Source organism: Stenotrophomonas sp. 21LCFQ19 (assembly GCF_056861425.1).
In genome coordinates, this window is the sequence record NZ_JBSPUF010000020.1 from 24,813 (window position 1) to 47,540 (window position 22,728).

A 22,728-nucleotide genomic window follows, 5' to 3' on the forward strand; every position below is an offset into this window, starting at 1 on the left:
CCCTCATCCGCCCCTTCGGGGCACCTTCTCCCGAAGGGAGAAGGGAGAAGGCATCCCTTCTCCGCGGTCCTCAACCGCCGCGGTGCTTTTTACAAACCAGAGGCCACACATGAAAGACCTTCCCCTGCAGGGACTGCGCATCCTTGCCGTCGAACAGTACGGTGCTGGCCCCTATGGCTCGATGCATCTGGCCGACCTCGGCGCGGAAGTCATCAAGATCGAATCCCCTCCGGGCGGCGACGTGTCGCGCGGCACCGGCCCGTACTTCCTTGGCGAAGGCGACAGCCTGTTCTTCCAGACCTTCAATCTCAACAAGCGTTCGTTGCGACTGGATCTGAAAGCCGCCGAAGGCCGCGAAGTCTTTGAAAAGCTCGTCGCCAGCGCAGACGCCGTGCTCAACAACCTGCGCGGCGACCAACCCGGCAAGCTCGGCCTGGACTACGCCACGCTCAGCCAGCTCAACCCGAAGATCGTCTGCGCCCACCTGTCCGCCTATGGGCGCGACAATGAGCGCGCCGCATGGCCGGGCTACGACTACCTGATGCAGGCCGAAGCCGGCTTCATGGCCTTGACCGGCGAGCCGGACGCGCCGCCGGCACGCTTCGGCCTGTCCATGGTCGACTTCATGACCGGCACCACGATGTCGATGGGCCTGCTCGCCGCCATCATCGGTGCGATGCGCACCGGCCTTGGTCGCGATGTGGATGTCAGCCTGTTCGATGTGGCCCTGCACCAGCTCAGCTATCCGGCGACCTGGTACCTCAACGAAGGCCACCGCACCGAGCGCCTGTCGCGCAGCGCACACCCGTCCACCGTACCCTGCCAGGTCTATCGCACCGCCGACGGCTGGGTGATGGTGATGTGCATGCTGGAGAAGTTCTGGCAAACCTTCGTTGAAGGCATCGGCAGCCCCGCCTGGGCCGCAGAAGCGCGCTTCGCCAGCTTCGCCGAGCGTCGCCAGGTGCGCGAGGAGCTGACCGTGCTCGTCGACGCAATCCTCAGCACCCAGCCCACCGCTTACTGGACACAGAAGTTCGCCGGCCGTATTCCAATCGCGCCGGTGCTGGACATCGCCCAGGCGCTGGACAATCCCTATGTGCGCGATGTCGATATGCTGCAGGACGTCGAGCATGCACAGGGCACGCAACGGCTGCTGCGCAATCCGATCAAGCTGGATGGCCAGCGGTTGAGTGGCAATGCCTGCCCGCCGCTCAACGCCGATGCCGATGCATTGCTGCGCGAGCTGGGCTACAACGATGCAGACCGCGCGCGCCTGCTCGGGGCATGAGGCAACGGAGTCGAAAATGAAGCTCGAAGGTGTACGCGTACTCGATCTGTCGCTGTTCCTGCCTGGGCCGCACCTGACCATGGTGATGGCCGATCACGGTGCCGATGTGATCAAGATCGAGCCGCCCAGTGGTGAGCCGGTACGCGAGGTCGGCTTGAAGCAGGCCGGTGTTTCCACCTGGTTCCGCAATACCCATCGCGGCAAGCGCTGCATCGTGCTGGATCTGAAAAGCGCGGATGGCAAGGCCGCATTCGCCAGGTTGGTCGAGTGGGCCGATGTGGTGGTGGAAGCGTTCCGGCCCGGTGTGGCCCAGCGTCTTGGCATCGACTATGCCAGCTGCAAGGCGATCAATCCGAAACTGGTGTACTGCTCGATCAGCGCCTTCGGCCAGACTGGGCCCAAGGTCAACCGGCCCGCACATGATCTTGCCATGCAGGCCGACACCGGCGTGGTTAGCCTGAATCGCGCGCCGGATGGCACGCCGGCCATGCCGCATATGCCGGTGGCCGACATGGCAGGCTCCCTGATGGCACTCAACGGCATCCTGATGGCCTTGTTCCGCCGCGAACGCACGGGTGAGGGCGACTACATCGATCTGTCGATGCAGGATGCCTTGATGGCGTGGTTGCCGAACGTGCTGGGCCCGCCGTTCGCACTCGGTCGCGACCCGGTGGTCAAGGAAGAACGCAGCTGGGGCGGCAATGCGCTGTACAAGCTCTACCGCTGCGCCGACGACCGCTGGATCGCACTCGGCGGTGCCGAGCACAAGTTCGCCGAGAACCTGTTGAACGCGCTAGGCCGCGCTGATCTGATCCATCTCTGCCATCTGCCACCGGGCAGCGGTCAGGACCCGGTCAAGGCTTTCCTGGCCGAAACCTTTGCCCGCCGCACCTTGGTGGAGTGGACGCTGTTCCTGCACGACATCGACGTGTGCTGGGCACCGGTCAAGACGCTGACCGAAGCCTTCAATGATCCGCATACGCGTGCGCGCGAAATGGTCTGGACAGATGCAAAGGGCGGAACCCACCTGGGCATACCGATCAAGTTCGCCAACGAGCCTGGGCGTATCAATCCGCAGCTGGATGACATCGGTCAGTCCACCGCAGCCGTACTGGCAGAACTAGGCCTCTAGCAAGCTGCGAGCTTTCCTCCCTCCCTTGCGCGAAGCGCAGGGGAGGGTCGGGGAGGGGTGCTCTTGCCTCAAGCACCACTCCAAAAAACTCAGGCGTCGCTACCAATATCGCTGGTCTCATCGGTCACGCTGGCCGCATGACGGCGACGCTGCGCGATCTGCCGCGACTTGGCCTCGATGGCCTCGTTGTCGCGCTTGTTCTTGCGGTACAGCGCATAGCCAATCAAGCCCAGGCCAACAGCCGCAACAGCGACGGTAGCGGTGGGGTTGCGCTTGGCGACGCGGGTGACGGCACGGCCGCCGGTCTTCATCGCACCAATGGCGGCACCGGTCTTGAGCCATTCGGCTGCGCTGGAACCACCGTGCTTGATGTTGCCACCGGCGCTGTTGACCAGTTCCAGTGCACGTTCCAGTGCCGGGCCGGTGATATCGCTGAACTTGCTCATGTGGGGACTCCATGTAGATGAGGGCCAGACCCTCATTCTTACCAGAGGGCCGTGTACGGGATGTTAGCCGGGAAGCGTTGGGCGTGGTTGTGGAAGGCTGAAGCGGGAGTAACGGTGGCGGCGAGCGTCAAAAGCTACCCCTCCCCAACCCTCCCCTGTGCTTCGCACAAGGGAGGGGGCAGAGCGGCTGCGCTGCTCTGACAGATTGCCAAGAACCGCCCCCTCCCTTTGCCGCAGGCAAGGGGAGGGTTGGGGAGGGGTGCTGTTGCTGTTGCTGTTGCTTTTGCACTCGCTTCCGCCTTTGCCCCAAAACCCAAGCAACCCCATTCAAGTCCCCCGAGGCTTCGCCCGATGCGTCGCCGTAGCACTCCAAGGATCATCCGGCCACGGATGCCGTGGATAACGCCCCTTCATTTCTTTCTTAACTTCGGCATAAGTGTTCTGCCAGAAATTGCGCAGGTCACCGGTTACCTGCAGGGGCTTTCCGCCCGGCGACAGCAGGTGCAACAGCAAGGGCACGCGCCCATCGGCAATACGCGGCGTATCGGCCAGGCCAAACAGCTCCTGCAACTTCACCGCCAGCACCGGCGGGCGCGGGCTGACGCCGTCGTCATCCAGCGCGTACTCGATGCGTCGCTCCATCCCCGAAGGCACGCTGATACGCGTCGGCGCATGACGATCCACCAGCTGCCGCTTGCTCCAGTCGATGCCGGACTTCAGGGCTTCGCCGAGCTCTTCCTCGGACAGGGCTTCCAGGCGTGTCTTGCCGTTGAAGGCTGGCAACAGCCAATCGTCCAACGTCTCCAACAGCGCCGCATCGGATAAGTCGGGCAGTTCGAGCTCCGGCATCCAGTGCCGCAGGCCCATCACCCGCCAGCGCAGTTGCTGCAGGTTCTCGGTCCATGGCAAGGCATCCAGGCCCAGTTCGCGGACCGCATCTGTCAGTGCGCGTGCAGCGCGTGCCGGGTCCACCTGTCCTGCCGGGCGGCTGTCCAGCACGATGCGCTCGAAGCTGCTTTCACGACGCGCTTCCAGTGCGCGCTTGGCGCTGTTCCAGCGCACCACGTCCTGCGTCTTGAAACGATCAGGAAAGTCACGGCGCAGCCGCTGTTCGTCCACCGGTGCCGCACGCAGGATCAGCGCATCGCGCGGGTCGTGGCGCAGTTCGCTGATCACCAGCCAGGGCTCGCCACGCAGATCGCTGTTGTCGAACTGGCGTGCGCTGCGGCCATTGGCCAGCTGGTAGCGCTGTGGGTCGTTCGGGTGCTGGGTGGCGATGCGGTCGGGGAAGGCGTGGGCGAGAAGGTCGCCGAGTTCATGCGCTTCGATATCGGCTGGCGGCGTCGCATCACAGCGCAGGCGGCGGCGCCATTGCTTGGCCGCCGCATCGATGGCGGCCAAGCCACCGCGGTTGGCATCGTAAGGCGCGCGGCCATTGCGGAAGGCGGCAAGGGCGCGCCAACGCGCGGCCAGTGCGTCACCGCCTTGGCGCAGTGGATCGCGTGCTTCCAGCAGTGCGGCAACGTCGGCGGCCAACGCCTGCTCGCGCGGATTGCCCGCAGACAGCAGCATCGCCGCCATGCGCGGATGCGTGCCCATCGCCAGCATGCGCTTGCCCAGCGCGGTGATGGTGTTGTCTGCGCTCAAGGCGCCCAGCCGCTGCAGTAGTTCGCGCGCGGCCGACAAGGCGCCGCTCGGAGGTGGATCGACGAAGCGCAGCGCGTCACTGCCCCAGGCCGCCAGTTCCAGCGCCAGACCGGCCAGCTCCACCTGCGCCATTTCCGGGCGCCGCTGTGATTCCAGCCGCTGTGATTGCGGCCACAGCCGCCACGCCCAACCGGAAGCAACGCGGCCGGCACGACCGGCGCGCTGGTCGGCCGAAGCCTGCGAGATGGCCACCGCATCCAGTCGCGAGAAGCCGCTGTTGGGGTCGTAGCGCGGCTCGCGTGCCAAGCCGGCATCGATCACCACACGCACGCCGGGCAGGGTGACGGAGGATTCGGCGACATTGGTGGCCAGCACCACCCGGCGGCGGCCGTCCGGATCGGGCTGCAGCACGCGGCTTTGTTGTTCGATGGGCAGCTCGCCGTGGAGGGGGAGGACCTCATATCCTTCTCCCGCCGGGAGAAGAGCCTGTCCCCGCGAAGGCGGGGATGGCCGAGCGCCGGATGAGGGTGCGGGCGAAGCCTCATGCAATTGGACCGTGCGGGTGGCTGCGCCACCTACCCTCTCCCCAACCCCTCCCCCGGAGGGGGAGGGGCTCAGAGCGGCCTGCACCCGCGCTATCTCCCGCTGCCCCGGCAGGAACACCAGCACGTCGCCAGGATGCTCGGCCAGCGCCTGTTCCACCGCGCGCCGGGCCTGGGCTTCCAACGTCTCGTCGCGCCGTGCCGGGAAATGACTTATCTCCACCGGATAGTTGCGGCCTTCGCTGGACAGGCGCGGCGCATCCAGGAACTGCGCCAGCCGCTCACCATCCAGCGTCGCCGACATCACCACGATGCGCAGGTCGTCGCGCAGTTGCGATTGCACGTCCAGCGCCAAGGCCAGGCCAAGATCGGCGGACAGATGGCGCTCGTGGAATTCGTCGAACAGCAGTGCGCCCACGCCTTCCAGCAGCGGGTCGTCCTGCAGCATGCGGGTCAGGATGCCTTCGGTGACCACCTCGATGCGGGTACGCGCCGAAACCTTGTTCTCGAAGCGGATGCGGTAGCCGACGGTTTCGCCAACCGCCTCACCCAGCTGTTTGGCCATGAAAGTGGCGGCACTGCGCGCGGCGACCCGGCGCGGTTCCAGCATGATGATCTTGCCGCCCTGCAGCCACGGCGCTTCCAGCAGCGCCAACGGCACCTGGGTGGTCTTGCCGGCGCCGGGCGGTGCTTCCAGCACCAGCCGCGTGTGCGCGACCAGCTGCTGGAGGATGTCGGGGAGCAGCGGAGTGATGGGGAATGCTATTGCCATTGCAGCATTGTAGAAGCCGCGCGCCAGATGCGCCGCCGCAAGCCCGTAGCCCGGGTAAGCGCAGTGCACCCGGGCTACCAGCTACAGGTTAGGAGGTCGCATTCTTCGTGCAGGTGAGGAATACCTTTTCTGGATCGAAAGCTCCCTGTCCGGGATCAGGGAGCAACCTGTTGCTCTCATCCTCCTTCCAATAGTCATACGCTGCCTTGCGCAATGCCGGATCATGAATCTGAAAAGCTCCACTGACTTCGAGTTCCTGAGCCAGTCGGTGGTTCGCGTCAAATGCTTCGGTGCCGCTTGGGTAGAACCGCAATCTTCCGCCGCCATGGTTGCGGTGAACATAGCCTTGGGCCATTTCCCCGGTGATCAATGCGGATACAACGAAGCGCCTGATATCTGGCTTGTCATACTCCGGCGTTGGATAGGGAATACATGCACGCGAGCGCTGGAATGCTGCCTCAGCGCGAACCAATGTTGCCTCATCTGGTAGCCACTCGCTGCGATGTTCGCGCATATACGCATCTATCGCAGGCAGTATTGTCAGCTCACGCAGTTTTTCCCCTGCGCTGGCTGTGTCTTCGCCCAATTGCGAGCGTAGGATCGGCTGTTGACCGTAATGCGCAACTACCTCATCTGAGGCATGCGCCAGTGGGATAAAGAGGCTGAACAGCAGCAGGGGTGAAAGGCGCATCACGATTCCTTCGCAGGGCCATGTCGGCGGACTCTAGCACCGAGTCAGGCGGTTATGTAGAGGCGCCCTATAGAATGACCTCTCCCCCAGCAATAGCACCTCCCATGCAACTGATCGACATCGGCGCCAACCTCACCCACGAATCCTTTGATCGCGACATCGACGCGGTGCTGGAGCGCGCGCGCGCCGCTGGCGTGGTGCAGATGGTGATCACTGGTGCCAGCCGCGAGCATTCGCCGATGGCCTTGGCGCTGGCGCAGCGACACCCCGGCTTCCTCTACGCCACGGCTGGCGTGCATCCGCACCACGCCAGTGAGTACACCGACGAATGCGATGCGGAAATGCGTGCGTTGCACACGCATCCGGAAGTGGTGGCAGTGGGTGAGTGTGGCCTGGATTTCAACCGCGATTTCTCGCCGCGACCGTCCCAGCGCAAGGCCTTCGAGCGCCAGCTGCAGATCGCCAGTGAGAACGGCAAGCCGCTGTTCCTGCACCAGCGTGACGCGCACGACGACTTCATCGCGATGATGAAGAACTTCGACGGCAAGCTTGGCCCGGCGGTGGTGCATTGTTTCACCGCCGAGCGCCGCGAACTGTTCGATTACCTGGACCAGGATTGGTATATCGGCATCACCGGCTGGCTGTGCGATGAGCGCCGTGGCGCGCACCTGCGTGAGCTGGTCAAGCACATCCCGGCCGAGCGACTGATGATCGAGACCGATGCGCCGTACCTGCTGCCGCGCACGATGCGGCCGCTGCCCAAGGACCGCCGCAACGAGCCGGCGTTCCTGTCGCATATCGTCGAGGAACTGGCCCGCGATCGTGGCGAAGATGTGGCGGTCACCGCTGCCAACGCTACCGCCGCGACCCGCGCCTTCTTCCGCCTGCCGCCGGTCTGACGGCAGGCGCGAGGCTGAAACCTCAAGCGGCGCGCTGCGCCTCGTAGGCCTGCAGGTGGCAGTAGGCTGCCTGCAGCAGCGGTGCTGATTGCCCGGCGGCAAGTGCACGGCCCAGCATGTCGCCGACGATGTGGGCGGCTTCCACGCGCTGCCCGGCTTCCAGATCACGCAGCATCGATGCTTTGATTGGCGAGCCGGGTCTGGTGATCGCGCCCAGTGCGATTTCCTGTGCCTTGGCGGGGATCGGCTGCCCGGCCTGCGCGGCGACCGCCAGGCATTCGGCGTACAGGGCCTGCATGAAGGCGGTGCCGTGATCGCTGGCAACGATGCTGCCGACATCGGCGCGCATCAGGCAGGTGCCGGCCGCCAGCGCGGTCAGGAAGGTGTACTTGATCCATTGTTCCTGGGCGATATCGGCTGAGGCGACATGGTCGATGCCGGCCTGTTCGCAGGCCTTGGCCAATGCAGCGACGCGTGCGCTGTCGGTTGCGCCATCGCGCTCGCCGAAGGTGATCTTCGCTGGCTTGTCCAGGTGCAGCACGGCACCGTCCTCGGCCTTGGTTGCGCTGATGAAGCACAGGCCGCCAAGTACGTTTGCACGGCCGAAGCGCGCATCCAGCGCGGCGTAGTGACGCAGGCCGTTGAGGATCGGCAACACGGTGGTATTGGCGCCAACGGCAGGTGCGATGGCCTCGATCGAGCTGTCCAGGTCATAGGCCTTGCAGCTGAGGATGACCAGATCGAAGGGCTGATCCCTGGCCAGTTGCGGCAGGGCATCGGCAGTGACGTGGGCGACCGGGAATGCGGCGTCACCAAGCGGACTGCGGATCACCAGGCCATCGCGATCCAGTTGCGCAGCGCGGTTGGCGCGTACCAGGAAGGTGACATCAACGCCGGCCTGCGCCAGCCGACCACCAAAGTAACCGCCGGTACCACCGGCACCGAGAATCAGGATGCGCATCAGCTTGGATATCCATCGACAAAGGGGAGTGAAGACATCATAGGTGTTGCTGCCACGGATTTTGTGGGAGCGGCGTGAGCCGCGAAGCTGAGATTGACTCCGAGCAGAGAAAACATGGTTCGCAATACCCTGGATGCAGCGTCATCTTGGTTTGAGTTTGTGCGAGCTTCGCGGCTTATGCCGCTCCCACAACAAGCAAAACAAAAGCAAAAAAAAGGCGCCTTTCGGCGCCTTCTTTCAGCTACGCAGGCCTACGCCCCGGCGCAGCAGCCACAGGGCCAATGCGGTAAGCGCGGCAACAAAGCCCAGCATCAACGCATACGAGACCCACAACGGCACGTCGCTGCTGCCCAGCAGGCCGTAACGGAACGCATTGACCATGTAGAAGATCGGATTGGCATGCGTCATCGCCTGCGCCCAGCCCGGCAACAAGGTCACCGAGTAGAACACGCCGCCCAGGTAGGTCAGCGGGGTCAGGATGAAGGTCGGTACGATCGCCACGTCATCGAACTTCTTCGCATAGACGGCATTGATGAAGCCGGCCAGCGAGAAAATGGTCGCGCCCAGCAGCACCGTGGTCAGCGTCACCAGCGGATGCGGGATGCGCACGGGGGTGAAGAACATGGCGATGATCAGCACGATCACGCCCACCATCAGGCCACGCAGCACGGCGCCGGCCACATACCCCCACAGGATCACCCAGTTCGGCATCGGGCTGACCAGCAGTTCCTCGACATGGCGGCCGAACTTGGCGCCGAAGAACGAGGAGCTGATGTTGCCGTAGCTGTTCTGGATCACGCTCATCATCACCAGGCCCGGCACGATGAACTGCATGTAGCTGTAGCCGCCCATCTGCCCGATCTTGGAGCCGATCAGGCCGCCGAAGATCAGGAAGTACAGGGTCATGGTGATCGCCGGCGGCACCAGAGTCTGGCCCCAGATGCGCAGGATGCGGTTGACCTCGCGACGAACGATGGTGCCCAGCGCCACCCAGTTGCGGCTGCTGTCGGTCACGGGAACGGGGGTACTCATGCTGCGGTGCTCTCCAGGTTGCCGGTGAGGCGCACGAACAGCTCCTCCAGGCGGTTGCTCTTGGTACGCATCGAACGCACGCGGATGCCGGCGGCATTCAGGGCGTCGAAGACTCGGTTCAGATCCATCGCACGCGGCATGTCCAGGTCCAGCGTATGCGCGTCGGTGGCGACCAGGGTGGCGCCTTCGATCTGCGGCAGCTGCGCGGGCAGCTCACCGTCGATGTCGAACAGGAAGCCTTCCACATCGAGCTTGGCCAGCAGGCCGCGCATCGGGCCCTGCTCGACGATCTGGCCGTGGTTGATGATGGCCAGGTTGCGGCACAGCTGCTCGGCCTCTTCCAGGTAATGCGTGGTGAGGATGATGGTGGTGCCGGCGGCGTTGATCTCCTGCAGCGTCTTCCACATGTCGCGGCGGATCTCGATGTCCACGCCGGCGGTGGGTTCATCGAGGATCAGCAGGCGCGGCTGGGTCATCATCGCGCGGGCGATCATCAGCCGGCGCTTCATGCCGCCGGACAGGGTGCGGCTCATCATCTGCGCCTTGTTCCACAGATGCGCGCGCTTGAGCTCCTGCTCGGCGCGGGCCTCGGCCTCGGCACGCGGGATCCCGTAGAAGCCGGCGTAGTTGACCAGGATGTCGAAGGGCTTCTCGAACAGGTTGAAGTTGATTTCCTGCGGCACCAGTCCGATCAGGCGCATGGTCGCGCTGCGGTTGGCCACCAGATCACTGCCAAACACCTGCACCTGGCCTTCGCTCAGGTTCACCAGTGAAGAAACGATGCCGATCAGGGTCGACTTGCCGGCACCGTTGGGGCCGAGCAGGGCGAAGAAGTCGCCCGGGGCGACTTCCAGCGACACGCCTTTCAGCGCCTGGACGCCGTTGTCATAGGTCTTGCGCAGGTCGGTGATGCGCAGGGCGGCTGCGCCGGGAGGGGTACGGGAGTCCAATCTGTGGCCTTCGCGCCAGGTACAGGCGTCGGATAAGTGCAGGCGGCTATTATAGAAGGCCCCGTGGTCCATACCCGGTTACACACTGTTCCCCTCCTGTGCCAATCCAATTCCCCCTCAAGCTGGTCGGCAGCCGCATGCTGGCCCCCAGCGTCGGTCACTACCAGTTCGTCCGTGACGACGGCCAGCCGCTGGATTTCCTGCCCGGCCAGTTCATTCAGGTCCATTTCGACTACGCCGACGGCACCGCAACCAAGCGCAGCTACTCCTTGGCCACCATCCATGACCACGCGATGGGCCCGGGCGAGGCGGTGGATATCGCGGTCAGCTTCGTGCCCGGCGGTGCTGCCACCGCGCTGTTCGAGGGCCTGAAGGCCGGCGACCACATCAGCGGCAGCGGCCCGTTCGGTCGTTTCTGCCTGCAGCCGGGTGACCACAATGGCCGCTACCTGCTGATCGCCACCGGCACCGGCGTCACCCCGTACCGCTCGATGTTGCCGCAGCTGCGCACGGCAATGCTTGAGCGTGGCGTGGAAGTGGTGCTGCTGCAGGGTGCGCGGACCCCGGAAGAACTGCTGTACAGCGACGACTTCTACGCGTTTGCGGCCGCCAATCCGGGCTTCCGCTACCTGCCCTGCCTGTCGCGTGAACTGCCGGAGAACCCGCATGCCGACGTCCGCAAGGGTTATGTGCAGCAGCAGTTGGCCGAGATCGCGCCGGACCCGGCCCGCGATATCGCCTACCTGTGCGGCAATCCGGACATGGTCGATACCTGCGTGGAAGCGCTGAAGGAAGCCGGTCTGCCGATGCCGCAGATCCGCCGCGAGAAGTACGTCAGCAGCAAATGATGGCTGGCGGCTACCAGGCCGCCACCGCAATAGTTGATCCGGCCTGTCTGGCCGCTGGTTTTGATGTTGATCCATGTGAAGGCGCGATCCTTGTGGTCGCGCCTTTGTTCGTCATGGGCGCTGCTTTGACCGACTGGCCTGTGCAACCGGTCGCCGGCTGGCTTGCTTGTCTGTAAAGGTCGCTTGACAGCCGGACCCGGCTGACTTCAGGATGTGTCAAGCGTGCTTTACAGGAGTTGGCCATGCGTCATTGCAGGTTTCTTGTTTGTTTCGCGGCGACGGGCTCCGTTGCCCGCCGCTGTGCTGTTGTACCGTCCGGCTCGCGGCAGCAGCTGCAAGGGGCCGAGCGATGAGCCGCAATCTTTGGACGGTCGGCATGCTGATTGCCGCCGCTGCATTCACCTTGGTCGCGTCCGCGCTGCTGCTCTGGCAGCCGATGGGCGCACAGCCGCGGTTTTCCGGCATCCTGTTTGGTATCGCCCTGGGTCTGGCAATCGCGGCACTGCTGCGCCGGCTGATGCCCGATGGCTGCGATGCCGCCCCGGCCAAGCTGCGCAAGCGCTATACCCGCGAGGTGATGCTGGCCATGACCGGCTATGTGGTGTTGCTGGTGCTGTCGATCCTGCTGCTCAAGCGGGTCGAGGACGGCCTGCTGCGCGCCTTGATCGCCTTGCTGCCGGTGCCGCCGATGATGCTGGTGCTGCGGGCGATGATCCGCTACATCCGCGATGTCGATGAGCTGCAGCAGCGCATCGAGCTGGAGGCGGTGAGCTTCGCCACGGCATTCATTTCGCTGGTATACCTGACAGGGGGCTTTCTGCAGTCGGCCAAGGTCATCGATGTACCGTCCAACGTGGCGATGATCTGGGTGTTTCCCTTGGTGTGCCTGTCGTACGGGCTGGCCAAGGGTGTTGTCGCGCGGCGTTACCACTGAGCCGGGGCGATGGATAACCGATTGCGCGAGCTGCGTGAGGCCAAGGGCTGGTCGCAAGGCGAGTTGGCCGAGCAGCTGGAGGTATCCCGGCAGACCATCAATGCGCTGGAGACCGGAAAATACGATCCCAGCCTGCCGCTGGCCTTCCGCATCGCCCGTTTGTACGAAAGCCGGATCGAAGAAATTTTCTTTCCTGATGTCACATAGCTGCCGCGCCCGCGTCTGGATGCAGGTAGACCCGTTTTCTTTTCAACTGTGAGGGGCTGTTCCGATGATGTCCCGTAAGACCCAAACCATCCTCGCCCTGGCTGTGATCGCCGGCATCGTCGGTTACCGCCTGGTGCGGTCAACCGATACGCCTGCGTCAGCGCCTGCCGCGGCCGGCACCAGCGATGTTGCGGCCGTAGCCAGCAAGCCGCAGACGCTTGGCAGCTTGAACTTCCAACCCTGCAGCCTGAGCTCGGCCGGCAGCCGAGACAGCCTGGAAGCGCAGTGCACCACGCTGGAAGTGCCTGAAGACCGGGCAAACCCGCAAGGGCGCAAGATCAGTTTGAACATCGCCTGGGTCGCCCCGGAGAAGGAGAGCGACCTGCAGCCAGATCCGGTGTTCTTCCTCGCCGGCGGCCCGGGCCAGGCCGCGGTCGCCACCTACCCGCAGGTGGATGCGGCGTTCTCCGAAGTGCGCAAGCACCGCAACGTGATCCTGGTCGACCAGCGCGGCACCGGCAAATCCAACCTGCTGGCCTGTGACACGCCGGATGATGCCGATTTCACCACGGCGTCGATGCAGGCAGCGGCGCAGAACTGCGCCACCCAGCTGTCGCAGAAGGCGGATCTGCGCTTTTACACCACCACCGAGGCGGTGGCGGATCTGGATGCGGTGCGCCAGGCCATCGGTGCGAGCCAGATCAACCTGGTCGGTGTCAGCTACGGCACCCGCGTGGCCCAGCAGTACGCCATGCGCCATCCGCAGGCCACGCGCAGCATCGTGCTCGACTCGGTGGTGCCGAACAGCCTGCAGCTGGGCAATATCTTCGCGCGCAACCTGGATGATGCACTGGCGCTGCAGTTCGCCCAATGCACCAAGACCGCCTCGTGCAAGGACAAGCTGGGTGATCCACGTGCCGAGCTGGACACGCTGCTGGCCAAGCTGCGTGCGCAGCCGGTGACGGTGCAGTACCGCGACGCCAGCACCGGCGAACAACAGCAAGGCGAGCTGCGTGCAGAAACCGTTGCTGGCCTCGTCCGCATGTACGCCTACATGCCGGCTGCCGGCGCGCTGTTGCCCAAGCTCATCCATGAAGCCAATGGCGGCCGCTATGACAACCTGATGGCGCTGACGCAGATGCTGCAGGGCGAAATGAAGGATGCCATGGCGATGGGCATGCAGCTGTCGGTGGTGTGCAGCGAAGACAAGGAAGGCATGGTCGCCAACGGTGCCGACGCGGACACCGTGCTCGGCAACCAGATGGCCGAAGCCATGGGCGCGATGTGCGCCAGCTGGCCCAAGGGCACGGCACCGGCCGACTTCCACACGCCGCTGGCCGGCAAGGTGCCGACGCTGGTGCTGGAAGGCGGGTTCGATCCGGTCACGCCGCCGCGCTATGGCGAGGAAGTGGTCAAGCATCTGGATAACGCGCGCCTGTTCGTGCTGCGCGGCCAGGGCCACAACGTGATCGGCGCGGGCTGCATGCCCAAGCTGTTCGCGCAGTTCATCGAGAAGACCGACCCGAAGGCGCTCGACGGTGCCTGCCTGGAAAAACTCAACTACGTGCCGCCGTTCACCAGCTTCAATGGCTGGGAACCGTGACATCACCGCATCACTGAGGAACCGCTTACATGATCGTTGCAGAACGACTTCGCAAGACCTTCCCCGGCAGGGGCAAGGACAAGACGCCGGTGATTGCCGTGGATGACGTGGGCTTCACCGCCCATGATGGCCAGATCACCGGTCTGCTCGGCCCCAATGGCGCCGGCAAGACCACCACGCTGCGCATGCTGTACACGCTGATGACGCCGGAAAGCGGCCGCGTACTGGTCGATGGCGTCGACGCCGCGGTTGACCCGAATGCAGTGCGCCGCAGTCTTGGCGTACTGCCGGATGCACGTGGCGTGTACAAGCGCCTCACCGCCCGCGAGAACATCGACTACTTCGGTGAACTGCATGGCATGAGTTCGGCCGCCATCGTCGAGCGCACCGCGCGCCTGGCCAAGGCGCTGCAGATGGAGGATTTCCTCGATCGTGCCACCGAAGGTTTCAGCCAGGGCCAGCGCACCAAGACCGCAATCGCCCGCGCGCTGATCCATGATCCGCGCAACGTCATCCTCGACGAGCCGACCAACGGCCTGGACGTGATGACCACCCGTGGCCTGCGTGGCTTCCTCAAGGAACTGCGCGAGGAAGGCCGCTGCGTGATTTTCTCCAGCCACATCATGCAGGAGGTCGCCGCGCTGTGTGACCGCATCGTGATCGTCGCGCAGGGCAGGGTGGTTGCCCAGGGCACACCGGATGAGCTGCGCGAGCAGGCCCATGAGACCAACCTGGAAGACGCGTTCGTGAAACTGATCGGCAGCGAGGAGGGCCTGCACGCATGAGCCAGACTGGATATTTCCGCGCCATCTTCACGGTGATGCGCAAGGAGCTGCGTGATTTCGCCCGCGACCGCCGTACCTTCCTGCTGACGCTGCTGACCGCACCGTTGCTGTACCCGTTGCTGTTCCTGGGCATGAACAAGCTCACCAACCTGCGTGCCGAGACGCAGTTGGAAAAGGACTTGAGCATCCCGGTGGTGGGCATCGCCCGTGCCCCGAACCTGGTTGCTTTCCTGGCCAGCCGCGGCATCAATGCCACCGAAGCGCCGGCTGACTACGAAGCACTGATCCGCAGCCAGCGCGAAGACCTGGCCTTGGTGATCGACGAGAACTTCGCCGCCGATTGGCAGGCCGGCAAGCCGGCCAAGGTGGAGATCGTCGCCGACACCACGCGCCGTACCGGCGATGTGCAGATCGCCCGCGTACGCAATGTGCTGACGGCCTACGGGCAATCGGTGGGGGCCTTGCGCTTGTTGGCACGTGGCGTCAATCCGATGGTGGCCGCACCGGTCAATGTCGGCACCCGCGATCTGGCAACGGCCGAGGCCAAGCGCGGCATCTTCCTGTCGGTGGTGCTGCCGCTGGTGCTGATGCTGTTCGCCTTCATCGGCGGCTCGCATCTGGCCATGGACACCACCGCCGGTGAACGTGAGCGGCAGTCGCTGGAGCCCTTGCTGGCCACGCCGGCAGCACGCGGTGCGCTGGTCAGCGGCAAGATGCTGGCGGCGGTGTTGTTGGGTCTGGCGTCGATGCTGCTGATCCTGGTGTCGTTCAAGATCAGCGCCAGCATTGGCGGTGGCGCGGCGCGCTCGCTGGACGTGAGCTTCGCGGCGATGGGCAAGCTGCTGGTGATCCTGCTGCCGTTGGTGCTGATCGGCACCGCCCTGCTGACCTGCCTGTCGGCCAGCTCCAAGAGCATGAAGGAAGCGCAGAGCCACATGGTCTGGCTGATGTTGCTGCCGATGCTGCCGGGCTACGCACTGATGGCCTACCCGCTGAAGGACACCCAGCTGTGGCAGTACGCAGTGCCGTTCCTGTCGCAGAACCAGATGCTGGTGAAGGTCACCCGCGGCGAGATGCCATCGGCCACGCAGTGGGCGGTGTATCTGGGCGCCTCGGTGTTGCTGGCAGTGCTGCTGTGGGCGGTAGCGGTATGGCGTTATCGCCAGGAACGCCTGGCAATCTCCGGCTGATAGCGCTTTTCCTGTAGTGCCGAGCCATGCTCGGCATGCGGAACGAAGCAGCAATGTTTCAGATATACAAAGGCCCGGATCACTCCGGGCCTTTGCTTTTGCTCCACCTGTAGTGGGGGGGGGGGGGGGGGGGGGGGGGGGGGGGGGGGGGGGGGGGCGGGGGGGGGGGGGGGGGGGGGGGCCCCCCCGCTTTTGCTCCACCTGTAGTGCCGAGCCATGCTCGGCAGAGGCCTTACCGGTAACGCTTCTGCCGAGCATGGCTCGGCACTACCAAAACCAGAACCGCTTACTTGTTCGGCGCAAACGCCAAGGTGCGACGGGTGGTGGTCGGGCTGCTGATCGGCTCGAACTTCCAGCGTCTCACCGCATTCAGGGCTTCGCGGTCGAAGGTGCGTGCCGGGGTGGCGCGCAACACGCGGGCGTCGGTGACCGAGCCGTCGGTGCCGATGGTCAGTTCCACCAGCACTTCGCCCGAGGTGCCCGAACGCAAGGCGTCGGCCGGGTAACGCGGGGCCGGGGTGCTGACCGCACGCAGTGCCGGTGCTGCGGCCGGCTTGGGCGCGGCGGCCTGCTGGGCGGCGGCCTGGGCAGCGCTGCGCTGTTCGGCTTCGCGGCGGGCAGCGGCCTGACGTTCTGCTTCCAGGCGCTCGCTGTCCTTGCGCGCGGCTTCCTGCTTTGCTGCAAGCTGCTGGGCGGCGGTGGCTTCGGCGGCCTGCTGTTGGGCCAGGCGCTGCTGTTCGACCTGCTGCTTGGCGCGGGTTTCAGCGTCCTTCTTGGCCTTGTCGGCTTCTTCGACGGTGCGGCGTTCGGCCACCTGCATGCTGCCGGTGACGCCCTGCTTCAGGCGCGGCAGCGCCGGTGCGGTTGGGTCTACCTTCTCCACCAGTGCGATCAGGCGCTGGGTTTCGGTGAAGTCCTCGCGGCTCAGGGCCTGCTCGGCGGCAATCAGGGTGTAGGGCTGCAGATCGGTCAATGCGCTCTTGATCGACGCGTCGTCAGGCAGCTTGTCGCGCAGCGCGAGGTAGTACTCCATGGCGTTGTCGCCGGCCGGTGCATACATGCGGTTGTCGCGTAGTGCGGCGCTGGCCAGATCGCGCAGCTGCTGGGTGTCCATGGCCTGGACCTTTTCCGCTACTGCTGGTGCGGCGGGTGCAGCTGCTGCAGGCGTGGCCGGTGCAGCTGCCGGTGCGGCGGGTTCATCCCTGCCGGAACAGGCAACCAGCGTGGTCAGCAGAAGAGCGGGCGCCAACAGACGCAGCTTGCCTTTACTCATGACGTACGACATCAAACATCCCCTTGAATCGACGAACGTGGACTGCGTTTGCCTTGACGGCGCGAGGCGATGGCATTTCCCGATGCCGTACCCATCAGCAGTGAAGCGCGAATCTAGCATCGCCGGCGCAGTAAGCGGGGGTCGATGATGACGCTGAAATGAAAAAGTGATGGGCGTCACATCGTGTGCCGCCCATCATTGCGGTTGCTCAGTGTGCGTTGGCCGCCGGTTTGGCATGGCCGTTGGACATCAGTTTGTCGGTCCAGGCGATGCCGATGGCCGACAGGATGAACACGCAGTGGATGATGGTCTGCCACATCACACCGTCGCTGGTGAACTTGGTGCACAGGTCGCCGGAAGCGATCAGGTCCTTGGTGCACAGCGGCAGGCCGACCTGGCTGGCCTCGATGAAGGTCTTGAGCAGGTGGATGGAGGAGATGCCGATGATCGCCATCGCCAGTTTCACCTTCAGCACCGAGGCGTTGACGTGGCTCAGCCACTCCGGCTGGTCCGGGTGGCCCTGCAGGCGCAGGCGCGAGACAAAGGTTTCGTAGCCGCCGACGATCACCATCACCAGCAGGTTGGAGATCATCACCACGTCGATCAGGCCCAGCACGATCAGCATGATCTGCTGCTCGCTCCAGGTGCTGGCGTGGGAGATCAGGTGCCACAGCTCCTTGCCGAACAGGAACACGTAGACGCATTGCGCGACGATCAGCCCCAGGTACAGCGGCAGCTGCAGCCAGCGCGAGGCAAAGATCAGGGACGAGAGCGGGCTCAGTGGTTTGTGTTCGGACATTGGAAGGATGGTGCGTTGCGGAAACAGGGGAGGTTACCGGTCGCCCGGAAGGCTGCCAAGCGGCTACCGTAGGAGCCCCTGAGGATGGTTCTGCCGAGGCGTATTCATGATCGACCTTTACTACTGGCCCACCCCGAATGGCCACAAGATCACCTTGTTCCTTGAAGAGGCCGGGCTGGAGTACCGCGTGCACCCGGTCAACATCGGCAAGGGTGACCAGTTCCTGCCGGAATTCCTCGCCATTTCGCCGAACAACAAGATGCCGGCCATCGTCGACCATGCCCCGGCCGACGGCGGCGCGCCGCTGAGCGTGTTCGAGTCCGGTGCCATCCTGCTGTACCTGGCCGAGAAGACCGGCCGCTTCATCCCCGCCGACCTGCGCGGCCGCGCCGCCACCCTGGAATGGCTGTTCTGGCAGATGGGCGGGCTGGGCCCGATGAGTGGGCAGATGGGCCACTTCAACGTCTATGCGCCGGAGCGCATTCCCTACGCGATCGAACGCTATGACAGCGAGGTACGGCGCCTGCACCGGGTGATGGACAAGCGCCTGTCCGAGTCTGCCTATCTGGGTGGCGCCGAGTACGGCATCGCCGACATGGCCAGCTATCCGTGGATTGGTGCCTACGCCAAGCTGCCGGTGGACTTCGAGGCCTTCCCGCACCTGCGCCGCTGGCACCAGGCCATCGCCGAGCGTCCGGCCACCCAGCGCGCTTACGCGGTCGGGCCGACGGTGAACCCGCAGGCCGGGCAACCGCTCAGCGACGAAGAAAAGCGCCTGCTGTTCGGCCAGCGCTGAAACGCAGCAGGGGTTCGGGCAGCGGCCGCCAAACCGGCGGCTCGCTGCGCGGCAGGGGAATCACCACGCCAGCGGCGTGGCTTCCTGCCTCCAGAACAGCCAGCGGCGGATCTCCGGGTGCGCGCCCATGCCGACCTGTTCCGGATTGGCGGCGGTCGATGTCAGGTCGAGCAGGTGCACCGTGCCCGAATGGCTGCCCACCGCCAGCAGGCGGCCATTGGCGGAACTGGCCATCGCACTGATGGTGCTACCGACATGCTGCTTCCACAGCAGGTTGCCGGCCGCATCCACCGCGCGCAGGTAACCATAGGCGTCGCCCAGCACCAGTCCACCGGCTACCGTCGCGCTGGCGTAGATGCGCCCGCCCGGGTCCACCACCCGCAGCGCCGGGTGGTCTTCGTAGAAGTCGGTGCTGATCTGGCCAAAGGCGGCGGTTTCCACCGCGATGGTGGCGCCGTTGTAGAAGTGGCAGGCGTTCAGCGCGACATGCTGGCCATCGGCGAAGAACGCCGCGTGGTGCGGATACTCACCGTGTGGGCCGATCGTGCAGACCGCCTGGCCCTGGCCGTTGAAGATCCGGTGGTGGCCGTCCTGCTGGCCGCATGCAATCCACTGGCCATCGGGCGAAACCGCGGCATGCACCATGTCCAGCCGCACTGCATAAGGGTCCTCGTCGGCAGCCAGTTGCTGCAGTTCGTCGGCGGTCGGCAACAGCCGCTGGATGCCACCCGCGCTGCACAGGAACACACCATCGGCACGCACCACCACCGCGCGCTGGCCGTCGTTGAAGGGGATCAGCTGCTGGATCGCGGCCTCGTCTTCGGCTTCGGCCAAGGCGGCCAGGTTTGCCGGCAAGGCCTCGTCGCCATGTGGCAGCGCAAGCTCGGCGACGGGCTCGGTCCGTTCGTTGTGCATGATGCGGATGTGCCTGTCCGTGGCGAACGCGACCAGCTGCCGGTCCGGGCTGCTGCCGAACATCACCACGTCGGGCAGAGGACGGGCGTCCAATCCGCGCACCATCAGAACCTGGCCCGGCTCGTACCAGGCGCCGGTGCGCACCAGCAGGCTGTCGTCGGGCAGCCAGGCCAGCGCGCTGAAGCCCTGGCCATTGGCCTCCAGCAGCGGCTGGGTGGCCTCATGCAGCGGCGGCCATTGCCCGCGCAGCTGCGCCAGTGCCGCCTCGTCGCCGTTGGCATTGGCGGTGCGCAGCGCTTCCATCAGCGTCGGCAACAGCGCCGACAGATCGGGTGGATCCTGCGGCTGGCCCATGCCCTTCCAGTTGCAGGCATCACCACGGGCGACGTAATCGTTGAGATGGCTGGCGTAGGCATGGACGGCGGCCTGCCAGCGCAGGTGTGGAGCGGAATCGGTCATGTGGGTGCGAACGGGATCGTCGAAGCAGGACTTTCGATGGAAGCACAGCACGCCGTGGTTCGCTAGGATGACCCGATCCGTGCTGTCCCCGACAGGAATCCCATGCGTCCCTTGTTTCTAGCCCTTGCCATGATCCTCGCCACCCCCGCCGTCCACGCTGAAAAGCTCACCCTCGAAGCCATCACCGGCAAGGCGCCGCTGTCCGGCCCCACGTTGATGAAGCCCAAGGTCGCGCCGGATGGTTCGCGGGTCACCTTCCTGCGTGGCAAGGACAGCGACGTCAAGCAGCTGGACCTGTGGGAATACGACATCGCCAGCGGCCAGACCCGGCTGTTGGTGGATTCCAAGGTGGTGCTGCCCGGCACCGAAACCCTGAGCGATGCCGAAAAGGCACGCCGTGAGCGCCAGCGCATCGCCGCCTTCAGCGGCATCGTCGATTACCAGTGGTCGCCGGATGCGAAGACCCTGCTGTTCCCGCTGGGCGGCGAGCTCTATCTCTACGACTTGGGTAAGCAGGGCAGCGCTGCGGTGCGCAAGCTCACCAATGGCGAAGGCTTCAGCACCGATGCCAAGCTCTCGCCCAAGGGCGGCTTCGTCAGCTTCGTGCGCGAGCGCAACCTATGGGTGATCGACCTGGCCAGCGGCAAGCAGCTGCAGCTGACCCGCGACGGCAGCGCCACCATCGGCAACGGTGTGGCCGAATTCGTCGCCGACGAGGAAATGGACCGCCACACCGGTTACTGGTGGGCGCCGGACGACTCGGCCATTGCCTTCGCCCGCATCTACGAATCGCCGGTGCCGGTGCAGAAGCGCTACGAGATGTATGCCGACCGCGTGGAGATGGTCGAGCAGCGTTACCCGGCGGCTGGTGATCCGAACGTGCTGGTCACCCTGGGTGTGATCGCGCCGCGCGCTGATGCGGCGGTCAACTGGGTGGACCTGGGCAAGCAGACCGATATCTACCTGACCCGCGTCAACTGGCGCGACGGCCAGCACCTCACCTTCCAGCGCCAGAGCCGCGACCAGCACACGCTGGAGCTGATCGAAGCCAATCTGGCCGACGGCAAGCAACAGCTGCTGCTCACCGAGACCAGCAAGACCTGGGTGCCGCTGCACAACAGCCTGAAGTTCCTGAAGGATGGCCGCTTCCTGTGGTCGTCCGAGCGCAGCGGCTTCCAGCATCTGTATGTCTCCAGCGCTGACGGCCGCAGCCAGACCGCCTTGACCTCGGGCAATTGGCCTGTCGATGAACTGCTGGCCGTCGATGAAGAAGCAGGCACCGTCTACTTCCGCGCCGGTGTCGACTCCGCGCTGCGCAGCGAAATCTATTCGGTGCCGCTGGCCGGTGGTACGCCGACCAAACTGTCGAAGACCGCCGGCATGCACAGCGCCGCGTTCGCCAGGAACGCCAGCGTCTATGTGGACAGCTGGTCCAACAGCACCACGCCGCCGCAGATCGAGTTGTTCCGCGCAAATGGCGAAAAGATCGCCACCTTGCTGGACAACAACCTGGCCGACGCCAAGCACCCGTATGCCAGGTACCGCGATGCACAGCGTCCGGTCGAATACGGCACGCTGACCGCGGCCGATGGCAAAACGCCGCTGAATTACAGCGTGATCAAGCCGGAAGGCTTCGACCCGGCCAAGAAGTATCCGGTTGCCGTCTATGTGTACGGTGGCCCGGCCTCGCAGACCGTGACGGACAGCTGGCCGGGTCGTGGCGATCACCTGTTCAACCAGTACCTGGCCCAGCGCGGCTATGTGGTGTTCTCGCTGGACAACCGTGGCACGCCGCGCCGCGGCCGTGACTTCGGCGGCGCGCTGTACGGCGTGCAGGGCACGGTGGAAGTGGCCGACCAGCTCAAGGGCGTGGAGTGGCTGAAGTCGCAGCCGTGGGTGGATGGCAACCGCATTGGCGTGCAGGGCTGGTCCAACGGCGGCTACATGACCTTGATGCTGCTGGCCAAGGCCTCGGACCAGTACGCCTGTGGCGTCGCTGGCGCACCGGTCACCGATTGGGGCCTGTACGACACCCATTACACCGAGCGCTACATGAACCTGCCGGCAGCCAATGTCGATGGCTATCGCGAAGCACGGGTGCTGACGCACATCGCCGGGCTGACCTCGCCGCTGCTGCTGATCCACGGCATGGCCGATGACAACGTGTTGTTCTCCAATTCGACCGCCCTGATGAGCGCGCTGCAGCAGCGTGGCCAGCCGTTCGAGCTGATGACCTATCCGGGCGCCAAGCATGGGTTGTCTGGGGCGGATGCGCTGCACCGCTATCGGATGGCTGAGAACTTCCTTGGGCGTTGTTTGAAGCCCTGAGGAGTGTTGCTGTTTTGATTTTTGGGTGAGGGTGGCTGCAAGCCAAAGCGAAAGGCACCCCTCCCCAACCCTCCCCTTCGCTGCGCGAAAGGGAGGGAGCAAAGCTCAGCCCCCTCCCTTTGGCCAAAGGCCAAGGGGAGGGTTGGGGAGGGGTGCTCCTGCTGTTGCTCCTGCCCCAATCCCGAATCTCCAATCCGGCCCACCCCCACTTCCTACCCTTGCCGCCCCGGC

21 protein-coding genes are annotated in these 22,728 nt (G+C 64.9%); 12 read left to right on the forward strand and 9 right to left on the reverse strand.

All coding sequences use genetic code 11. The features are described 5' to 3' along the window. Positions 1-109 precede the first annotated feature (109 nt). Together AC13FW_RS18290 and AC13FW_RS18295 are read left to right on the forward strand one after the other, a co-directional pair. Complete coding sequence (locus AC13FW_RS18290; protein WP_482990013.1) at positions 110-1,288, forward strand: CaiB/BaiF CoA transferase family protein; 1,179 nt, start codon at positions 110-112, stop codon at positions 1,286-1,288. 16 nt (positions 1,289-1,304) lie between these two features. Continuing rightward, complete coding sequence (locus tag AC13FW_RS18295; protein WP_482990014.1) at positions 1,305-2,420, forward strand: CaiB/BaiF CoA transferase family protein; 1,116 nt, start codon at positions 1,305-1,307, stop codon at positions 2,418-2,420. A gap of 89 nt (positions 2,421-2,509) precedes the next feature. Here AC13FW_RS18295 and AC13FW_RS18300 read toward each other — a convergent pair whose 3' ends face one another. From AC13FW_RS18300 to AC13FW_RS18310, 3 genes are all read right to left on the reverse strand, one after another. Then, a complete protein-coding gene (locus tag AC13FW_RS18300; protein ID WP_282268299.1) occupies positions 2,510-2,866 on the reverse strand; it encodes a hypothetical protein in 357 nt (118 codons plus the stop codon). A 327-nt stretch (positions 2,867-3,193) separates the two neighbouring features. Further along, complete coding sequence (gene hrpB, locus AC13FW_RS18305; RefSeq protein WP_482990015.1) at positions 3,194-5,827, reverse strand: ATP-dependent helicase HrpB; 2,634 nt, start codon at positions 5,825-5,827, stop codon at positions 3,194-3,196. Positions 5,828-5,915: 88 nt separating this feature from the next. Further along, positions 5,916-6,518, reverse strand: a complete 603-nt coding sequence (locus tag AC13FW_RS18310) for a hypothetical protein (RefSeq protein WP_482990016.1) — start codon at positions 6,516-6,518, stop codon at positions 5,916-5,918. Between the two features lie 104 nt (positions 6,519-6,622). On the opposite strand from AC13FW_RS18310, the gene AC13FW_RS18315 reads away from it, so the two are divergent. Beyond that, positions 6,623-7,417 carry a TatD family hydrolase gene (locus tag AC13FW_RS18315; RefSeq protein WP_482990017.1) on the forward strand — a complete coding sequence of 265 codons (795 nt, stop codon included), beginning with the start codon at positions 6,623-6,625 and terminating at the stop codon, positions 7,415-7,417. Between the two features lie 22 nt (positions 7,418-7,439). Here AC13FW_RS18315 and panE read toward each other — a convergent pair whose 3' ends face one another. The 3 genes from panE to AC13FW_RS18330 form a co-directional block, all read right to left on the reverse strand. Next, positions 7,440-8,378 carry a 2-dehydropantoate 2-reductase gene (gene panE / locus AC13FW_RS18320; RefSeq protein WP_482990018.1) on the reverse strand — a complete coding sequence of 313 codons (939 nt, stop codon included), beginning with the start codon at positions 8,376-8,378 and terminating at the stop codon, positions 7,440-7,442. Between the two features lie 237 nt (positions 8,379-8,615). Beyond that, positions 8,616-9,410 (reverse strand): ABC transporter permease, encoded by a 795-nt coding sequence (locus AC13FW_RS18325; RefSeq protein WP_282272006.1) that lies wholly within the window; start codon positions 9,408-9,410, stop codon positions 8,616-8,618. Next, positions 9,407-10,360 (reverse strand): ABC transporter ATP-binding protein, encoded by a 954-nt coding sequence (locus tag AC13FW_RS18330; protein ID WP_282272004.1) that lies wholly within the window; start codon positions 10,358-10,360, stop codon positions 9,407-9,409. Before AC13FW_RS18330 ends, AC13FW_RS18325 begins: the two co-directional genes overlap by 4 nt. Positions 10,361-10,497: 137 nt before the next feature. Here AC13FW_RS18330 and AC13FW_RS18335 point away from each other — a divergent pair, with 137 nt between their 5' ends. The 7 genes from AC13FW_RS18335 to AC13FW_RS18365 all read left to right on the forward strand — a co-directional run bounded on the left by AC13FW_RS18335 (position 10,498) and on the right by AC13FW_RS18365 (position 15,927). Beyond that, positions 10,498-11,208, forward strand: coding sequence for a ferredoxin--NADP reductase (locus tag AC13FW_RS18335; protein ID WP_482990019.1), 711 nt, complete (start codon positions 10,498-10,500; stop codon positions 11,206-11,208). Then, positions 11,208-11,384 carry a hypothetical protein gene (locus AC13FW_RS18340; RefSeq protein WP_482990020.1) on the forward strand — a complete coding sequence of 59 codons (177 nt, stop codon included), beginning with the start codon at positions 11,208-11,210 and terminating at the stop codon, positions 11,382-11,384. Before AC13FW_RS18335 ends, AC13FW_RS18340 begins: the two co-directional genes overlap by 1 nt. Positions 11,385-11,557: 173 nt before the next feature. Next, positions 11,558-12,142, forward strand: a complete 585-nt coding sequence (locus tag AC13FW_RS18345) for a hypothetical protein (RefSeq protein ID WP_482990021.1) — start codon at positions 11,558-11,560, stop codon at positions 12,140-12,142. 9 nt (positions 12,143-12,151) lie between these two features. After that, positions 12,152-12,349: a helix-turn-helix transcriptional regulator gene (locus AC13FW_RS18350; protein WP_303747954.1), complete on the forward strand. Its 198-nt coding sequence runs from the start codon at positions 12,152-12,154 to the stop codon at positions 12,347-12,349. A 67-nt stretch (positions 12,350-12,416) separates the two neighbouring features. After that, positions 12,417-13,952, forward strand: a complete 1,536-nt coding sequence (locus AC13FW_RS18355) for an alpha/beta fold hydrolase (protein ID WP_482990022.1) — start codon at positions 12,417-12,419, stop codon at positions 13,950-13,952. A gap of 29 nt (positions 13,953-13,981) precedes the next feature. Beyond that, positions 13,982-14,737 carry an ABC transporter ATP-binding protein gene (locus tag AC13FW_RS18360; protein ID WP_482990023.1) on the forward strand — a complete coding sequence of 252 codons (756 nt, stop codon included), beginning with the start codon at positions 13,982-13,984 and terminating at the stop codon, positions 14,735-14,737. After that, the gene (locus AC13FW_RS18365) at positions 14,734-15,927 is read left to right on the forward strand and encodes an ABC transporter permease (protein ID WP_296246669.1); all 1,194 of its coding nucleotides are present in this window, start codon (positions 14,734-14,736) and stop codon (positions 15,925-15,927) included. The genes AC13FW_RS18360 and AC13FW_RS18365 overlap by 4 nt, the downstream gene beginning before the upstream one ends. 286 nt (positions 15,928-16,213) lie before the next feature. Here AC13FW_RS18365 and AC13FW_RS18370 read toward each other — a convergent pair whose 3' ends face one another. Both AC13FW_RS18370 and AC13FW_RS18375 read right to left on the reverse strand, forming a co-directional pair. Beyond that, positions 16,214-17,200 carry an energy transducer TonB gene (locus AC13FW_RS18370; protein ID WP_482987103.1) on the reverse strand — a complete coding sequence of 329 codons (987 nt, stop codon included), beginning with the start codon at positions 17,198-17,200 and terminating at the stop codon, positions 16,214-16,216. A 208-nt stretch (positions 17,201-17,408) separates the two neighbouring features. Then, positions 17,409-17,999: a TIGR00645 family protein gene (locus AC13FW_RS18375; RefSeq protein ID WP_296246677.1), complete on the reverse strand. Its 591-nt coding sequence runs from the start codon at positions 17,997-17,999 to the stop codon at positions 17,409-17,411. Positions 18,000-18,105: 106 nt separating this feature from the next. Here AC13FW_RS18375 and AC13FW_RS18380 point away from each other — a divergent pair, with 106 nt between their 5' ends. Further along, positions 18,106-18,795, forward strand: a complete 690-nt coding sequence (locus AC13FW_RS18380; RefSeq protein ID WP_296246679.1) for a glutathione binding-like protein — start codon at positions 18,106-18,108, stop codon at positions 18,793-18,795. Between the two features lie 60 nt (positions 18,796-18,855). Here the strand turns inward: AC13FW_RS18380 and AC13FW_RS18385 are convergent, their stop codons facing one another. Further along, positions 18,856-20,169: a WD40 repeat domain-containing protein gene (locus tag AC13FW_RS18385; RefSeq protein ID WP_482990024.1), complete on the reverse strand. Its 1,314-nt coding sequence runs from the start codon at positions 20,167-20,169 to the stop codon at positions 18,856-18,858. Positions 20,170-20,271: 102 nt separating this feature from the next. On the opposite strand from AC13FW_RS18385, the gene AC13FW_RS18390 reads away from it, so the two are divergent. Next, positions 20,272-22,497: a S9 family peptidase gene (locus tag AC13FW_RS18390; RefSeq protein ID WP_482990025.1), complete on the forward strand. Its 2,226-nt coding sequence runs from the start codon at positions 20,272-20,274 to the stop codon at positions 22,495-22,497. Positions 22,498-22,728: the final 231 nt, after the last annotated feature.

What these genes read in the sequence shown, in the direction of transcription:
- AC13FW_RS18290 (WP_482990013.1), top strand. Translation starts at nt 110, where the DNA reads ATGAAAGACCTTCCCCTGCAGGGACTGCGCATCCTTGCCGTCGAACAG.
- AC13FW_RS18295 (WP_482990014.1), top strand. Translation starts at nt 1,305, where the DNA reads ATGAAGCTCGAAGGTGTACGCGTACTCGATCTGTCGCTGTTCCTGCCT.
- AC13FW_RS18300 (WP_282268299.1), bottom strand. Translation starts at nt 2,866, where the DNA reads ATGAGCAAGTTCAGCGATATCACCGGCCCGGCACTGGAACGTGCACTG.
- hrpB (WP_482990015.1), bottom strand. Translation starts at nt 5,827, where the DNA reads ATGGCAATAGCATTCCCCATCACTCCGCTGCTCCCCGACATCCTCCAG.
- AC13FW_RS18310 (WP_482990016.1), bottom strand. Translation starts at nt 6,518, where the DNA reads ATGCGCCTTTCACCCCTGCTGCTGTTCAGCCTCTTTATCCCACTGGCG.
- AC13FW_RS18315 (WP_482990017.1), top strand. Translation starts at nt 6,623, where the DNA reads ATGCAACTGATCGACATCGGCGCCAACCTCACCCACGAATCCTTTGAT.
- panE (WP_482990018.1), bottom strand. Translation starts at nt 8,378, where the DNA reads ATGCGCATCCTGATTCTCGGTGCCGGTGGTACCGGCGGTTACTTTGGT.
- AC13FW_RS18325 (WP_282272006.1), bottom strand. Translation starts at nt 9,410, where the DNA reads ATGAGTACCCCCGTTCCCGTGACCGACAGCAGCCGCAACTGGGTGGCG.
- AC13FW_RS18335 (WP_482990019.1), top strand. Translation starts at nt 10,498, where the DNA reads ATGCTGGCCCCCAGCGTCGGTCACTACCAGTTCGTCCGTGACGACGGC.
- AC13FW_RS18340 (WP_482990020.1), top strand. Translation starts at nt 11,208, where the DNA reads ATGGCTGGCGGCTACCAGGCCGCCACCGCAATAGTTGATCCGGCCTGT.
- AC13FW_RS18345 (WP_482990021.1), top strand. Translation starts at nt 11,558, where the DNA reads ATGAGCCGCAATCTTTGGACGGTCGGCATGCTGATTGCCGCCGCTGCA.
- AC13FW_RS18350 (WP_303747954.1), top strand. Translation starts at nt 12,152, where the DNA reads ATGGATAACCGATTGCGCGAGCTGCGTGAGGCCAAGGGCTGGTCGCAA.
- AC13FW_RS18355 (WP_482990022.1), top strand. Translation starts at nt 12,417, where the DNA reads ATGTCCCGTAAGACCCAAACCATCCTCGCCCTGGCTGTGATCGCCGGC.
- AC13FW_RS18360 (WP_482990023.1), top strand. Translation starts at nt 13,982, where the DNA reads ATGATCGTTGCAGAACGACTTCGCAAGACCTTCCCCGGCAGGGGCAAG.
- AC13FW_RS18365 (WP_296246669.1), top strand. Translation starts at nt 14,734, where the DNA reads ATGAGCCAGACTGGATATTTCCGCGCCATCTTCACGGTGATGCGCAAG.
- AC13FW_RS18370 (WP_482987103.1), bottom strand. Translation starts at nt 17,200, where the DNA reads ATGAGTAAAGGCAAGCTGCGTCTGTTGGCGCCCGCTCTTCTGCTGACC.
- AC13FW_RS18375 (WP_296246677.1), bottom strand. Translation starts at nt 17,999, where the DNA reads ATGTCCGAACACAAACCACTGAGCCCGCTCTCGTCCCTGATCTTTGCC.
- AC13FW_RS18380 (WP_296246679.1), top strand. Translation starts at nt 18,106, where the DNA reads ATGATCGACCTTTACTACTGGCCCACCCCGAATGGCCACAAGATCACC.
- AC13FW_RS18385 (WP_482990024.1), bottom strand. Translation starts at nt 20,169, where the DNA reads ATGACCGATTCCGCTCCACACCTGCGCTGGCAGGCCGCCGTCCATGCC.
- AC13FW_RS18390 (WP_482990025.1), top strand. Translation starts at nt 20,272, where the DNA reads ATGCGTCCCTTGTTTCTAGCCCTTGCCATGATCCTCGCCACCCCCGCC.